The sequence below is a fragment of the Peribacillus butanolivorans genome, assembly GCF_001273755.1.
Classification (GTDB): domain Bacteria; phylum Bacillota; class Bacilli; order Bacillales; family DSM-1321; genus Peribacillus; species Peribacillus butanolivorans.
Genome location: NZ_LGYA01000001.1, coordinates 716,350 through 730,872, shown reverse-complemented (window position 1 = coordinate 730,872; position 14,523 = coordinate 716,350). Strand labels below are relative to the sequence as shown.

Here is a 14,523-nt window from a genome sequence, read left to right as displayed (position 1 = left end):
ATTAAAAGAGAATGAACATCCATTGATTCATAGTGATCGAGGGTATCAATATACATCACATGGGTTTAAGAGAAAAATAGAAAAAGCAAAAATGATTCATAGCATGTCACGTGTAGGAAAATGTATAGATAATGGACCAATGGAATCGTTTTGGGGGACGTTGAAATGTGAAAAGTATTACTTACATAAGTATGAGACATTTGAAGCGTTACAACAAGCGATAAATGATTATATCCAGTTTTACAATAACGAACGTTACCAAGAAAGATTAAACGGCTTAAGCCCATTGGAATACAGGGCTCAAGTCGCTTAAAGCTTTTTTATTATTTCCACTGTCTACTTGACAGGGAGCTGTTCAACTTTTTTCAAAATGGATTCTTTATATTTTCTGTAAAATGCATATTTACACAATGTTCATACCAAACCCCTTATATAGCCGTATTGGTAGATACCTCAGAAACCGGACTCTTTTTTGGACGTATTCCGATACAGGCCGTGACTCCAAAAACGAATAAGAGCCCCGCACAGGTGAAAAAGGAATATTGAAAACCAGTCGTCGCTGACACAGAATTTCCCACAAAAAGTCCTGTAATATAAGGACCCACAATCCCACCTAATGAGGCAATCGCCATAAACCATCCTTGAATTTTACCCTGATGCCTTTTGGAGATAAGGTTTACTAACAAAGTCGGTCCAAGAATAAGAGTTATACAACCAAAGGTTAATCCTAAAGAAAGCAACCCAACTGCTAGGATATCAGAAGAAACCATGGTCCCCAGGATATAGCATACAGAACCTACTATCATGACAGGACCGAGTACAAAAACTCTGGAACGGATGATACTATTCGTCTTACTGTATAACCGATCAGACAAGAAAGAGAAGAATAATTGTGAAAGAGTAATTAAGATCCATGGAACTGTAACGGCAAAGCTTAATTGGGCCTCACTGATTTGCCGGACATTAGCCAAATAATTAGGCAACCAATTAAGGCCAAATGTATAAGACCAGTATGTTGCAAATCCACAAAGTGCAATGAAAAGGAAGTTTTTCGAAAATAGGGAATTTGTGAATTTTGTTTCCTTTTCTCTTTCCTCCATGCCCATTTCTATCGGTGTGGATATAGAGGAAGCCTTTTCTTCTGGTTGTTCTTTGCTGAATTTCAGCCAAATGAGAACCCAAATTACACCTACAACAGCTGTTGCTATAAAACCGCTTCGCCATCCAAAACTCTGCATAATATACATCAAGATAGGAGCAGAAATGGCTACACCTAAAGGTCCTCCTATCGAAACAAGCGTCAATCCAAAACTAAGCTTTTGTTTAGGTAGCCATTTAGAAGCAGAAGTCATGGCCAACGAATAGGCAGGCCCTTCTCCAGCACCTAAAATAAGTCTTGTTGCCAATAATAATGGAAAACTATAAACAAAAAAAGTAGAAAACTGAACCACAGCCCATATGATGGCAATGATGGTAATGACCCGTTTGGCCCCAATTTTATCGGATAAAGCACCCATTAAAATAGCTGATAAAGAATATAACCAAAAGAACACACTGCCCACTAATCCCCATTGCGTGGGTGTGATGTTTAGCTCATCCATAATTTGGACGGAAGCAAATCCAATGATGGCTTTGTCCACGTTACTAATGACAGTCAAGAAAAACAAAAGGATAATCATAATCCAACCTTGCTTTGAAATGACACCTTGCTTTTGAATAGAATTCATATCCATGATCGACCTCTTCCAACTTTTATCTACTTAACAATTCTTTCTTATTTACTACATCATCACACTTCATTAGTTCCCTTATTTCCTCTGGAATCGGCTGAGCTGCTATCCCATTTTCTCCTTTTAAAACCCATCCACGAAGTTCATACCCATAACTGACCCTCTCGCCATTCAAAAATATTTCATGTATGAATTGAATGGTTTTTGTACTCATTTTCCCAACTGTGGTCTTAATGACTATCCATTGATCCTCATGAAGCGGCTTTTCGAACGTACAGCGCACATCAATCAAAGGCAAAATAATATTCTTTTCTTTTAATTGCGCTAAGGGCAAATTCATGGACCGAAAAAAGTGATGTGTTGCATTATCAAACCACTTCAAATAATTAGGAAAATAAACAATACCCGCTCCATCTGTCTCCCCGAATTCAATCATAAACTTGTGCTCATTCTCCCTCATTTCTCCTCCCCCTTCCTTATTACCGCAATTCTTCTTTGAGCTCTGATTCTATTCGCTTTGTTAGTTCTCGTTTCAATATTTTCCCTGATGATGTCATAGGAAGTTCATCCATAAAGACAAATTTGTTTGGAATCTTATATGACACGAGTCTTTGTTCGGCAAATTTTTTAAGTTCCTGCTCGGAAGCTTGCTTACCTGGCCTCAAACGGATTACAGCACAAGTGATTTCTCCGAGTACCGTATCCGGTAAGCCAATGATAGCTGCTTCCATTACGCTCGGGTGTTGATAATAGACATCCTCTACCTCACGAGGATAGATATTGTACCCCCCGCGGATGATCAATTCCTTTTTACGGCCGACAATCCGGATATATCCTGCTTCATCCATCGTGGCCAGATCTCCAGAATAAAACCACCCGTGTTCATCCGTAGCCTTTTTTGTTTCTTCTTCCATCTGGAAATACCCCTTCATCAGGCCTGTACTTTTGCAGGCAAGTTCTCCGACTACACCTGGCGGAACTGCTTCCCGGTTATCATCCACAATTTTCACTTCTGCGCCCGGCATCGCTCTGCCTACCGTTTCAGCCCTTAGATGGTCATCATCCTCGAAATTCGTCATCGATAAACTTGCAGATGTTTCCGTCATACCATAGGCCACTAGGATATTGCATTTCATCTCATTCTTAATCCGACGAAGAATTTCAATCGGACAAGGTGCTGCAGCCATTTCCCCGGTTCGTAAGCTCGAAAGATCATATGTAGAAAAGTTAGGGTGATTCAATTCTAGGATAAACATGGTCGGCACTCCCGGATGAATGGTCACCTTTTCATGTTGAATTAATTCCAATGCCTTTTCCGCTTTGAATTTTTCCATTAAAACGAGTCTTCCCTGACAGGAAATGGAACGCAACATGAACATCAAGCCCATGATATGAAATAAAGGAACAGGGATTAAAAATACATCGTCAGGACTACAATCCATTTTATAAGCTGCTGTTCTTGATATACTCACCACGTTCTCGTTGGCGAGCATGACTCCCTTTGGATTGCCTGTCGTCCCAGAAGTATAGAGGATCACACAGATATCATCATTTTCCACTTTAGGTGTCTTTAATATTTTGTGATTTCTTCCTAATTGAATTAAACGATCATAATTGTTAATGGAATCATGTTGAAAACGGACGGAGATGAGATGTATTAATGTGGAAATGCTTTTTTGGGCTTCCATCAATTGTGGGAATTGATCGACTTTACCAAAAGTGTTTGAGAAAAAAACAGCTTTAGCACCCGAATTTTCTAAAATATAAATGATTTCATTTTTGCGGTAATCTATATTTAAAGGAATAAGTATCGCACCTACTTTAGATAGTGCCATGAAAATAACCATAAATTCATTCCAATTTGGTAAACAGACCGCGACCCGATCGCCTTTTTCAATACCTAGCTGAACTAATCCAGAGGCTAATAAATCAGCCTCTACATCAATTTCACCATAGGTAAGACGATTTTCCCCATCAAATATTGCTTCTTTTTCCGGTGTGGTTAAAACCGCATGTTTAAAGACCTGTGATACTGTATAAGAATTCGTCCCAGTATGATTGGCTATCAAATACCTTACCTCCTTTACTAACTAAAACGATTCATTAAATTGCTTCCCAAATTGCAGCAATCCCTTGACCTCCACCGATACAAAGCGAAGATACGCCATACTTTTTTCCGCGTCTTTGCAATTCATAAATTAGGGAAAGTGAAATACGTGCACCACTTGCACCTAACGGATGGCCTAAAGCCACTGCGCCTCCATTGACATTTCCAATTTCAGGATCAAAATCAAGCAGTTTTTGGCACCCAAGATATTGTGCAGCAAATGCTTCATTTATTTCAACAAGATCGAGATCCTTAATATCCATCCCTGCCCTTGAAAGCGCTTGCTGAATAGCCGTAACTGGACCTAATCCCATTAATTTTGGATCAACGCCGGAGATTCCATAGGAAACGAGACGGGCTAACGGTTTAATGTTATTTTTTTCAGCATAATCTGAAGATGTTAGAATGACCGCTGCCGCTCCATCATTGATACCACTTGCATTGGCTGCTGTAACGACCCCATTATCTTTAAACCGTGCTTTTAACTTGGAGATTTTCTCATACGTTGAAGCACGAGGATGTTCGTCCCGATCAATATTCACTTCGCCTTTTCTTGTTTTAATAGCTACTGGGGTAATTTCTTTGCCAAAGTAACCTTTTTCGATGGCGGCTAGTGCCCGCTCATTACTTCTTACTGCGAACTCATCGCAGCTTTCTCGGGTGATACCATACTCTGCGGCAATATTTTCTGCCGTGATGGACATCGTGCAATCTCCATATGGATCATATAGGGATTCCCATAGAAAATCGGCCATTGGTGCTTGCCCAAGAGGAATTCCAAAGCGTGCTCCACGAATAACATGAGGGATTTGGCTCATATTTTCCGCTCCACCAGCAAGGGCTACTTGTGATTCACCAAGTCTGATGGATTGGGCTGCCGATACAATGGCCTGCAATCCAGAACCGCATAAACGATTGACGGTAAGCCCTGGTGTTGACTGCGGGATACCAGATTTCAATCCAATATGCCTACCTAGGAACACAGCGTCGCCGCTTGATTGAATAACATTCCCCATCACTACTTGATCTACTTCTTCTGGTTTTATCCCTGAACGAGTCATTGCTTCCTTAGAAGCTATTACACCGAGGTCAATAGCTGAAACATCTTTGAAAGATCCCCCGAATTCAGTAAATGCCGTTCTTGCTCCCTCTATTAAAACAATATCGTTTCCCGCCATGTTTTGTATCCTCCCTTTTATAAGGGGACGCTGGCGCCCCCATTTTGTTATTTAAAAATAGCTTTTCTTTTTTCTACGAAGGCCTGCATGCCTTCCTTACGGTCAGAAGAGGCAAACGCGTTACCAAAACAAGCCATTTCAATATCCAGTGCTGTATCTAAGTCTGTATTGGCACCGGCATTAACTGCCTTTTTCATCATATTCATTGCCATCGAAGATTTACCTGCCAATTTTACTGCCCATTCTTTCGCTTCAGTCAACAGTTGATCTGCAGGAACGACTTTATTAACAACACCAAGTTCATAGGCTCTTTCACCTGAGAACATTTCGCCAAAATACAGAATTTCCTTAGCCGCTTTTTGGCCAACTAAACGCTGAAAACGCTGAGTTCCTCCGCCTCCTGGAATAATCCCCAGATTAATTTCCGGAAATCCGAATTTCGTGCGTTCAGAACAAATAATCAAATCACAAGCAAGGGCAAGCTCCGCACCGCCGCCTAAAGCAAGACCATTTACAGCTGCAATTATAGGTTTTGACAGCCGTTCCATTTTTTCAAAAGCTCCTCGGGAAATTTCATTATTCTGCAGAATCTCCATTTCCGTCAGGTTCATCATCTCTTTTATGTCTGCGCCGGCTGCAAATGATCGATCGCCACTGCCCGTAATGATCACTGCTCTAACCCTGCTGTCACGGTCCAATTGATCCATAAGCATGGAAAGTTCTTTAAAAGACTGCCAGTTTAATGGATTGTGAGGGGGTCTATTCAAATAAAGAGTTGCTACCCCTTGCTCAATTTCATATTTCAACACTTCTAATTCCACTTTTATTGCCCCCTCATTTTTTGTCGTGGTCATAAAATCCTGCACCTGCCTTTTTACCTGTACGTCCTGCATTTACGATTTGGCGGATAAGTTGAGGAGCTGCAAAACGACCGTCTTTAAATTCATCATAAAAATAATCCATGACGTGCAAACCAATATCGACACCCGCAAAGTCCTGCAATTCAAAAGGACCCATTGGATAATTCAATCCCAATCTAACGGCTTTATCAATATCTTCATAAGAAGCTACCCCTTCTTCAGCCAATTTGATGGCTTCAATGAATTGCGGAATCATGATTCTGTTCACGATAAATCCAGGCGAGTCTTTTTTGACTTCGATTGGTTCTTTGCCAAATGCCCTTGAAAGCTCCATTAATTTTGATACGGTATCATCGCTTGTATTATAACCACGGACCACTTCCACTAATTTCATGATTTGCGCCGGGTTAAAGAAATGCATACCCGCTACCTTCTCAGGCCGCTTGGTCGCTCCTGCAATGACTGTGATCGACATCGATGAAGTATTGGTAGCAATTATCGCTTCTTCGCCAAGAACGTTATCTAACTGGGAAAATATCGCTTTCTTCGCTTCCAAGTTCTCGATGATTGCTTCGATAACAATGTTGGCTTCCTTTAAATCTTCCAAATTAGTCGTTGTTGTGATTCTTCCCAGCACCTCAGGCTTTTGCTCTTCCTTCATCTTGCCTCTTGCTACGCTTTTATCCATGAACGTTTCCATTCTATTAATCGCATTATCTAAAAATCGATCTTCTACATCACATAAAATTACTTTGAAACCGGATAACGCTGCTTGATGAGCGATTCCTCCCCCCATTGTTCCTGATCCTACGACCCCGATAATTGTCTCTGCCATTTTCATTTCCTCCTTTTTTAGTTAGCTCAATATCTCTTTTGCAATGACGACACGTTGTATTTGATTTGTACCTTCGTAAATTTGCATGATTTTAGCATCCCGGAAATACTTCTCAACTGGATATTCCCGAATGAATCCGTAACCTCCGTGAATTTGCACTGCATCTTCGGCTACTTTCATTGCGGTATCAGCAGCGAAACATTTAGCGAAAGAAGCATGCTTCGCTGAAGGCGTACCCTGTTCCAAGAGAAAGACAGACTTATGAACCAATAACCTTGATGCTTCAATGGTCATCGCCATATCAGCCAGCATGAATTGGATGGATTGGAAATTAGCGATTGGCTTTTTAAATTGTTTTCTTTCCTTCGCATAATTTAAAGCGCTTTCATATGCTCCCTGTGCAATTCCTACCGCCTGGGCTCCAACCATCGGCCTCGCAAAAGAAAGGGCTTTCATAAAAATCTTAAAACCTTTTCCTTCTTCTCCAATTCGATTTTCAAGGGGTACAAAGACATCATCGAAGATAACCGAAGCTGTGTTAGAAGCTCTAAGCCCCATTTTCTTTTCCTTTTCACCAACCGTAATACCTTCAGAATCTCTTTCGACAACTAAAGCCGTAAAAGAATTTTCCCCATTTTCAAGCGTCTGTTTGGCGAGTACTACATAGAAATGAGCATAACTTGCGTTGGTGATAAAACACTTTTCCCCATTTAATATGTAACCGCCATCTTTTCTTACAATAGTTGATGACATGCCAGATACATCACTGCCCGCGCCCGGTTCTGTTAAGGCAAAAGAAGCATATTGCCCTTCTTCGGTTAAACGTTTCAAATATTTTTGCTTAAGTGATTCATCCCCACCAACTAAAATTGGATAAGATGAAAGTGAATTAGCTTCCAATGAAGTTGCTATGCCAGCACAGCCTCTTGCTATTTCTTCCACGATTAAGGCATGTGATAATTTATCAATTCCAGGACCTCCGTATTCCTCAGGAATAGATAGATTGAATAGTCCACATTCCCTCAACTTGTCCATGATTTCTACCGGAAAAGCCTCTCTTTCGTCGAACTCTCTTGCTAGTGGAATGATTTCAGCATTCACTACATCCCTTGCCATCGAAACAATCGCTTGCTGATCATCTGTTAAGTTGAAATCCATAGGTGCCCTCCTAATTGACTGAATTTTTATTTTATTATCTAATAATTGTCATTATATCTCCATATATTAACCAGTTATAGGTACATAGCGTACTAAACGGATCCCTTTAATTCGTACGTTTTGTACCAATCGAGATCCAGAGTGTAAACCAACTGTGTATCATACCCTCAGTTTGAATAACCCTCATTTTATATTTGAGAAGCCGCTTTCCCATTTATCCAATGATCATAATTCAGCCTGACTAATACGTTGTACTAGGAAATATATAAATATACTCTCTTACTAACTCTTATTTAGATAACCATTACCTGATAAAATTAATATATATCCTAATTGGCAGTTACATCTTGGAATAAAAACCCTTCGAGAAGAACCATACCGAAGGAAAGTTCGCTTATCATTTGTTCTTTCCCTCATTAGTTCTTCCCATTTAATAGATAAGTATTTTTTCTGCACTTCCAAAACGGGTTAAAGTTTATGTTAAGATTATTTTAGGCAAATTTTATGAAAGTAAAAGACGCAAAGCCACGGGCCTAAACCAACAATTTAGTTGTCATGGCAGCCGGGTTGCCAAGATATATCTTGATTAGATTAATTAATTATTTATTTCTTGCCCCCTTTTTAATTTGCCTAAAATTAAATAAAAGAGGGTTTTATATGTTTTTTCCTACTATTTATTCAGCTAATACAGATGAAAGACACATAGTTAAAGACAAATATACTTGTGCATGCGGCGCAAGATATAATGTATTCACTATGTTAACCAGAAGGGATCTTAGAAAGATTAGCTTCAAGCATTATAAAGAAGTAACATGTCCTGAATGTAAATCAAGCATTATTTATAAAGAATAGTTTCTGGTCATTCTTTTGAGTAGACTTGCTTGCTCTTTCTTGGATCATAGGCCTAAATTCTATTCACCCTATCATTTCGATTACAGAAGCGCTCACACGTAGCTTTTTCCTCTGCACTGGCTTTCTTTCCTTCTTTCTTCTAAAGCTTGCTTGAGTCCCACCATATAACATGTAAGATGAAGAGAGAAAGCTTGTGCAAGTAAACAAAAGGCTACTTGAATCTTATAAACTCTTCTATTACTAATGGAATCGCAGATAAAATTTTTCACAAAAAAAAGCCCCCTTCAAGGCCTATTATCATTGATTATGTTGAGGAGGACACATTTTGTCAGTCTATAACTGGCTGGATTGATATAAATCATGAAGTTTATAAGCAATCATCAGATTTAATCGCGTTTCTGCGTCTTCTAGATCCATGTCTAGAATGTCACGAATTCTTTCCAACCTGTAGCGCAGAGTACTGCGGTGTATGAAAAGTACATCCATGGTATTTTTCAGATTTCCGTTATTAAATAAATAGGCTCTTAGCGTATTCATAAGATCTGCTCCACTTCCCTTTGCATATTCCATCAACGGAGCTAAATACTTTTTCAGAAATAAATCGGCAAGTGCAGGGTCTTTCAGGTTATTTAAAAGAGAATACGAACCCAATTCATCAAATATAGCTAGTCCATTTTTCGGGAAGCCATTTCGGCTAACATTATAAGCATGCATGGCCTGTTTGTAGGCATAATAATAATCCTCCAGCTTATCCGTCGCCCCTCCCACTCCCATATAAATCGTCAAGGAAAGCTTTTTGAAAATCGGTTGCTCTCTAAGATATTGATATAACTCTCCCCAATAAGAGGAAGCCAGGTCTTTTTCTCTTTCTACTGGAATCATGAGAATCATCATATCATCTCTTTTAGTCACGATGATTTCTTTGTATTTAAGATACAGCTGTTCTTTCATATGATCCCATTCCGAGGCTTTTTCTGCTTCTCTCTCGATCAGGTTCGAATGGGAAAGTAAAGATTCCTCTTCCAGTTTTAATGCAGCAATCCGGTGTGGCCGATATAAATCTATGTTCATTAGCGTCGCGTATTCCACTATTTTAGCCTTATCCTCTATCTTCTCTTCAAACAGTTTAGTTATGTAACTGTCCTTCACCTGCTCTTTAGTTTCTATGATCAGTTTTTGTTTGATGAACTGAATGGCATATACATTTAGCGCATGTCCAATTGTTAAATTCGTAACCTCATCCACAGCATTCTTATTTGTGATGATCGCTAAATAGCCTAATAATTCCCCACTTCCTATTACAGGCCAAAAACCAATCGTAGTAGAATCCTTTTTAAAATCTCCGAGCCATATTCCCCGTTTTTCCTTACTGATTTTCGCTTTCTCTTTCTCAATAAGACTATATATATCGGGAAGTGAATATTCATCCTCGTTTTCTAGATGAATAGAGATGTACCTGAAGAATCTATCAAAAAGAATGATTGAACAGGACAACAACCCGCTGAGGGTATCCGTGATGACATCAAAATCTTCCCCGTACAATGTCTCTTTGACCAGTTCCTGCTGATATCCCATAATCTTTTGTAACCGCTGCTTTAAATGAATTTCATTTAAATATAATCTAGCGTTTTCAAATAATGCGGCCACATGGTTTGATAAAAATTTTAGAAGCTCAAGGTCCCCCACTGTGAATGCGCCCATTGCCTTATTGGCTAAATGAATCATTCCCACAGTCTTAAGATTAACCACCAACGGAACCGACAACTGAAAGCCACCCGAATTTTCAAAAAATGGAAAGTATGTACTTAATTCATTCTCTCCTATAACCCTAATATTTTCTTCCAGTTTAGGAGAGCCTATCAAAGGGCTTTGCAAATAAAAACAGTTTTCCGATTCATCGAACAAATAGATGGAGGCGTCCTCCGCCATCGTACCTTGGCATGATAGCTCTAGCACCTTTTGCACTAACTCTTCCATCGATGAACCCGGGGTCACATTTTCATTGACCCATCTTATACTGCTTAACTTTCGTTTCTCAAATTCCTTCTCCTTTGCAAGCTGCATAGCAACTGCGACATCTTTTCCAAATTCAACAAAAATCTGCTCAACTTCAGAAATTAAAGGAACGAAATTATGAAAACCAATAATACAGAACCCATAGCTGATTCCATCATCTTTTAAAGGTACGGTAAACCAGGTTGAAATTCTTTCATTTTTCATTAACTTATAAAATTTGCAATTGAGGCTGCTTTCTTCTTTCCTAATATCCCATCCTTCTTCGAGAATCTCCGGAGAGCATTCACTTAGGTGAATTGGAAAGGAATCTGCAAAATGCGGCGAACCTCCTTTCCAGACTTTTGGATATAAGATATCATCTTCTCTTAAAACGATTGCCACGAAATCCCATGAAAACTCCAGTTGAAATGATTCTACCGTAAAATCTAATGTTTCTTGAATTGTATCGAATTTCACTAAATTTCTTGCAGTCAATCTTAAATGCGTTTCAATTTTTTCTACTAATTTCGTTCTCTTCTCACTTTTATTCATAGGAGCATCCCCTGTTCTTATCCATTGTTGAAGAATAACCCACAGTAAATACAGAAAAATCAGTATATTAATAGTAACATATCGCAAAAGGTAAACAGAAGTCTTTGGAAATTCAAACATTTAAACCCAATGATTCATACCTCACCAAAGTCGAAAAAATGCCCTAGATCCCCCCTATACCCCTTATCGATACATTTCACTTAAAGTATTTCTTCCCCTTCTGTGAGACATCCAGACTTTTTGTCTCAAAAGTAAAAAGCTAATCAATGAATAGCCCATATTTAGTTGTTTCTATTATCCATAGATAGAATGAATAAGCCATGCTATAATTTATTGCGTTAAAAAAGCAAATTAAAACACATATATAATGAAAAAAGGAGTGTTTCTTTGAATACATCTATATTAAAACAGGAGTGGTTCGGCAACGTTCGCGGAGATGTTCTTTCCGGTATTGTCGTGGCACTGGCACTGATTCCTGAGGCGATTGCCTTTTCCATTATTGCCGGGGTCGACCCAATGGTAGGGTTATATGCCTCTTTCTGTATCGCCATCGTCATCTCTTTTGTCGGCGGAAGACCAGGTATGATTTCAGCCGCTACTGGGGCAATGGCGCTAGTCATGGTTGATCTTGTAAAAGATCATGGCTTGAACTATTTACTTGCAGCAACAATTTTAACTGGTATACTGCAAGTTTTACTAGGGGTCTTCAAAATTGGAAAGTTAATGAAGTTTATCCCGAAGCCTGTTATGACTGGTTTTGTGAATTCTCTAGCCATTTTGATTTTCACGGCCCAACTTACTCATTTCGTGGGTGAAACGTGGATTATGTATGTCATGACGGCAGTTTCACTTGCAATCATCTATCTTTTTCCACGCATCACCAAAATCATTCCTTCACCACTGGTCGCTATCATATTCATGACTATTGTAGCAGTTACAACAGGGGCCACTGTGCGTACTGTTGGGGATATGGGGCAATTGACCGAGGCTCTTCCAATGTTCATGCTTCCAGATATTCCTTTTACATTTGAAACATTGGCTATCATTTTTCCTTATTCCATAGCACTTGCATTTGTCGGGTTGCTTGAATCATTATTGACGGCTCAAATTGTCGATGAGATGACCGATACAGATAGCAACAAAAATAGGGAAGCCAAAGGTCAGGGCATTGCGAATATTATCGCCGGGTGTTTCGGCGGTATGGCAGGATGCGCAATGATTGGTCAATCTGGAATTAACATTAAGTCTGGCGGCAGAGGTCGGCTTTCAACATTTGTTGCCGGGGCTTTTTTGATGGTTTTAATCATGATACTGAATGACGTCCTTATTAAAATTCCAATGGCAGCCCTTGTTGCAGTCATGATTATGGTTTCAATAGGAACATTCGACTGGTCTTCCTTGAAGAGGCTCGGACTAGCTCCTAAGACGGATGCAGCTGTAATGATTGTAACTGTCATCATTGTTCTTTATACGCATGATTTATCAAAAGGCGTATTTGCCGGCGTTCTCTTGAGCATGATTTTCTTCTCGGCTAAAATTTCTAAAGTGTCGGTTGAAAAAACAGAGGACATTCAGGCTAAGAAAATTATTTATCGTATAACCGGACAATTATTTTTCGCCTCTGTTCAGGACTTTGTTTCCAAGTTCGATGTAAATGAAAAGGCTGATTCCATCACCATTGATTTTTCCCATTCAAAAATATGGGATGCTTCTGCAGTCGGCGCAGTTGATAAGGTTGTCCTTAAATATCGGCTACATGGTAAATCTGTTCAGGTGCTTGGTCTCGATCATGAAAGTTCCCAATTGCTTGAAAAGCTCGCCACTTATGATAGTAAAATATCTTAAGTTTAAATTTTGCTGAATAGAAACTTTTTAAACCGACAAAATAGATAACATGAAATATATCTAGATGGAAGGAGCAAAAAGTATGATATCCGAGCAGGATTATACGGCAGCAAACCTGTCACAAGATTTACTGAATGAACTAAAAAGCTTTGAAAGCAAGCTAGGCCAGGACGCAAATAAAGAACTAATTGTTATCGCCTATGAAAAAGAGAAGGAAGCTTTGAATTAAAAAAAAGACTCAAACGTCATTTAAATGGCTTGTTTGAGTCTTTTTTATAGACATGATTGAAATTTGTTGACCCTCACAATATTACATAAAAAGGGTGCTCGAAGTATTCAGAGCACCCTTTTCACATCTTTATTTACTGAATATGTCCGTTAAAACCGGCACGATTTGTTTTTTACGTGATACAACGCCCTCTAAGACGGCAATGTTGTTGCTCAATGTAACGTTATAAGCTTTTTCAACTGCTTCCGTTGATTTCCCAAGAGCCAAGGCAACAGAATCATTTGTTAAAATATCCGTTACAACGAATAAGAATAAATCTAATTCTTTCGTAGCAATAACAGCTTTAATAGCTGCTTCTAATTCAGCTTGTTTTGCAAGAACTTCGTTCGGATCCACAGCATTGACTTGAGCAATCTCCACTTTCGCAGTTCCCATAGAGAATTCTTTTGCATCAAGAGTAATTAGCTGGGCAATTGTTTTGTCGCTCAGGTCAGCGCCTGCTTTTAACATTTCTAAGCCATATGTTTCAGCATTTACTCCGGCAATCTCCGCTAATTCCATTGCTGCTGCAACATCTTGCTCTGTGCAGGTTGGAGATTTGAACAATAAAGAATCGGAAATGATGGCAGATAGCATTAGACCTGCGATTGCTTTAGGCACTTCAATACCGTTTTCTTTATAGATTTTATTTAAAATAGTTGCCGTGCAGCCAACTGGTTCTGCGCGGTAATATAAAGGATCGCTTGTTTCAAAGTTAGCGATACGGTGGTGGTCGATAACTTCTAAAACACGGACTTGGTCAATGTCTTCAGCACTTTGCTGGCGTTCGTTGTGATCGACTAAAATTACACCATCCGCTTCCCCTGCCACTTTTTCTACAAGACGAGGAGCTTCGAATTTGAATTGGTCTAATGCATATTGAGTTTCACCATTCACTTCACCAAGACGAACAGGTTCAGCATTGATACCTAGTTGTTTTTTCAGATCCGCATAAGCGATAGCTGAACAAATTGTGTCTGTATCTGGGTTTTTATGTCCAAAAACTAATACTTTTTCCAAGATTATTTCTCCTTTTTAATAAATATTTTTCTGGGAACCCCATCATTACAATAAGGGAGAGCCACCTTTACTATACACTTTATTTTAACATAAAATCTCTTACATTCAGCGTTTGAATTTCCC

Annotated in this window: 12 protein-coding genes and 1 riboswitch; of the genes, 3 read left to right on the top strand and 9 right to left on the bottom strand. The window is 39.2% G+C overall.

What is annotated here, in order from left to right; translation table 11 throughout:
• Positions 1–313 (top strand): IS3 family transposase (locus tag AKG34_RS03515; RefSeq protein WP_152952338.1); only part of this gene is annotated, 313 nt, incomplete at its 5' end.
• 115 nt (positions 314–428) lie between these two features.
• On the opposite strand, the gene AKG34_RS03510 is transcribed toward AKG34_RS03515, so the two are convergent.
• The 8 genes from AKG34_RS03510 to AKG34_RS03470 form a co-directional block, all read right to left on the bottom strand.
• Positions 429–1,733 (bottom strand): MFS transporter, encoded by a 1,305-nt coding sequence (locus tag AKG34_RS03510; RefSeq protein WP_053344802.1) that lies wholly within the window; start codon positions 1,731–1,733, stop codon positions 429–431.
• A gap of 19 nt (positions 1,734–1,752) precedes the next feature.
• On the bottom strand, positions 1,753–2,190 hold the full coding sequence (locus tag AKG34_RS03505) for an acyl-CoA thioesterase (RefSeq protein ID WP_053344801.1): 438 nt from the start codon (positions 2,188–2,190) through the stop codon (positions 1,753–1,755).
• A gap of 19 nt (positions 2,191–2,209) precedes the next feature.
• Positions 2,210–3,799, bottom strand: coding sequence for a class I adenylate-forming enzyme family protein (locus AKG34_RS03500; RefSeq protein WP_236694869.1), 1,590 nt, complete (start codon positions 3,797–3,799; stop codon positions 2,210–2,212).
• A gap of 34 nt (positions 3,800–3,833) precedes the next feature.
• Positions 3,834–5,015 (bottom strand): acetyl-CoA C-acetyltransferase, encoded by a 1,182-nt coding sequence (locus AKG34_RS03495; RefSeq protein ID WP_053344800.1) that lies wholly within the window; start codon positions 5,013–5,015, stop codon positions 3,834–3,836.
• Between the two features lie 47 nt (positions 5,016–5,062).
• On the bottom strand, positions 5,063–5,836 hold the full coding sequence (locus AKG34_RS03490) for an enoyl-CoA hydratase/isomerase family protein (protein ID WP_152952337.1): 774 nt from the start codon (positions 5,834–5,836) through the stop codon (positions 5,063–5,065).
• 13 nt (positions 5,837–5,849) lie between these two features.
• Positions 5,850–6,710 carry a 3-hydroxyacyl-CoA dehydrogenase family protein gene (locus tag AKG34_RS03485; protein WP_053344798.1) on the bottom strand — a complete coding sequence of 287 codons (861 nt, stop codon included), beginning with the start codon at positions 6,708–6,710 and terminating at the stop codon, positions 5,850–5,852.
• A 21-nt stretch (positions 6,711–6,731) separates the two neighbouring features.
• Positions 6,732–7,868 carry an acyl-CoA dehydrogenase family protein gene (locus AKG34_RS03480; protein ID WP_053344797.1) on the bottom strand — a complete coding sequence of 379 codons (1,137 nt, stop codon included), beginning with the start codon at positions 7,866–7,868 and terminating at the stop codon, positions 6,732–6,734.
• A gap of 484 nt (positions 7,869–8,352) precedes the next feature.
• A riboswitch (cyclic di-GMP riboswitch) is annotated at positions 8,353–8,443 on the top strand.
• Between the two features lie 610 nt (positions 8,444–9,053).
• A complete protein-coding gene (locus tag AKG34_RS03470) occupies positions 9,054–11,267 on the bottom strand; it encodes a helix-turn-helix domain-containing protein (protein WP_053344795.1) in 2,214 nt (737 codons plus the stop codon).
• A 387-nt stretch (positions 11,268–11,654) separates the two neighbouring features.
• Here AKG34_RS03470 and AKG34_RS03465 point away from each other — a divergent pair, with 387 nt between their 5' ends.
• Both AKG34_RS03465 and AKG34_RS27835 read left to right on the top strand, forming a co-directional pair.
• Positions 11,655–13,112, top strand: coding sequence for a SulP family inorganic anion transporter (locus AKG34_RS03465; protein ID WP_053344794.1), 1,458 nt, complete (start codon positions 11,655–11,657; stop codon positions 13,110–13,112).
• 82 nt (positions 13,113–13,194) lie between these two features.
• Positions 13,195–13,341: a hypothetical protein gene (locus AKG34_RS27835; RefSeq protein ID WP_157444088.1), complete on the top strand. Its 147-nt coding sequence runs from the start codon at positions 13,195–13,197 to the stop codon at positions 13,339–13,341.
• A gap of 129 nt (positions 13,342–13,470) precedes the next feature.
• Here AKG34_RS27835 and AKG34_RS03460 read toward each other — a convergent pair whose 3' ends face one another.
• Positions 13,471–14,400 (bottom strand): manganese-dependent inorganic pyrophosphatase, encoded by a 930-nt coding sequence (locus AKG34_RS03460; protein WP_053344793.1) that lies wholly within the window; start codon positions 14,398–14,400, stop codon positions 13,471–13,473.
• Positions 14,401–14,523 lie beyond the last annotated feature (123 nt).

Bases quoted from the DNA above. Each gene is read 5' to 3' on its own strand.
- AKG34_RS03495 (WP_053344800.1), bottom strand. From the start codon at position 5,015: ATGGCGGGAAACGATATTGTTTTAATAGAGGGAGCAAGAACGGCATTT.
- AKG34_RS03505 (WP_053344801.1), bottom strand. From the start codon at position 2,190: ATGAGGGAGAATGAGCACAAGTTTATGATTGAATTCGGGGAGACAGAT.
- AKG34_RS03480 (WP_053344797.1), bottom strand. From the start codon at position 7,868: ATGGATTTCAACTTAACAGATGATCAGCAAGCGATTGTTTCGATGGCA.
- AKG34_RS03470 (WP_053344795.1), bottom strand. From the start codon at position 11,267: ATGAATAAAAGTGAGAAGAGAACGAAATTAGTAGAAAAAATTGAAACG.
- AKG34_RS03485 (WP_053344798.1), bottom strand. From the start codon at position 6,710: ATGGCAGAGACAATTATCGGGGTCGTAGGATCAGGAACAATGGGGGGA.
- AKG34_RS27835 (WP_157444088.1), top strand. From the start codon at position 13,195: ATGATATCCGAGCAGGATTATACGGCAGCAAACCTGTCACAAGATTTA.
- AKG34_RS03510 (WP_053344802.1), bottom strand. From the start codon at position 1,733: ATGGATATGAATTCTATTCAAAAGCAAGGTGTCATTTCAAAGCAAGGT.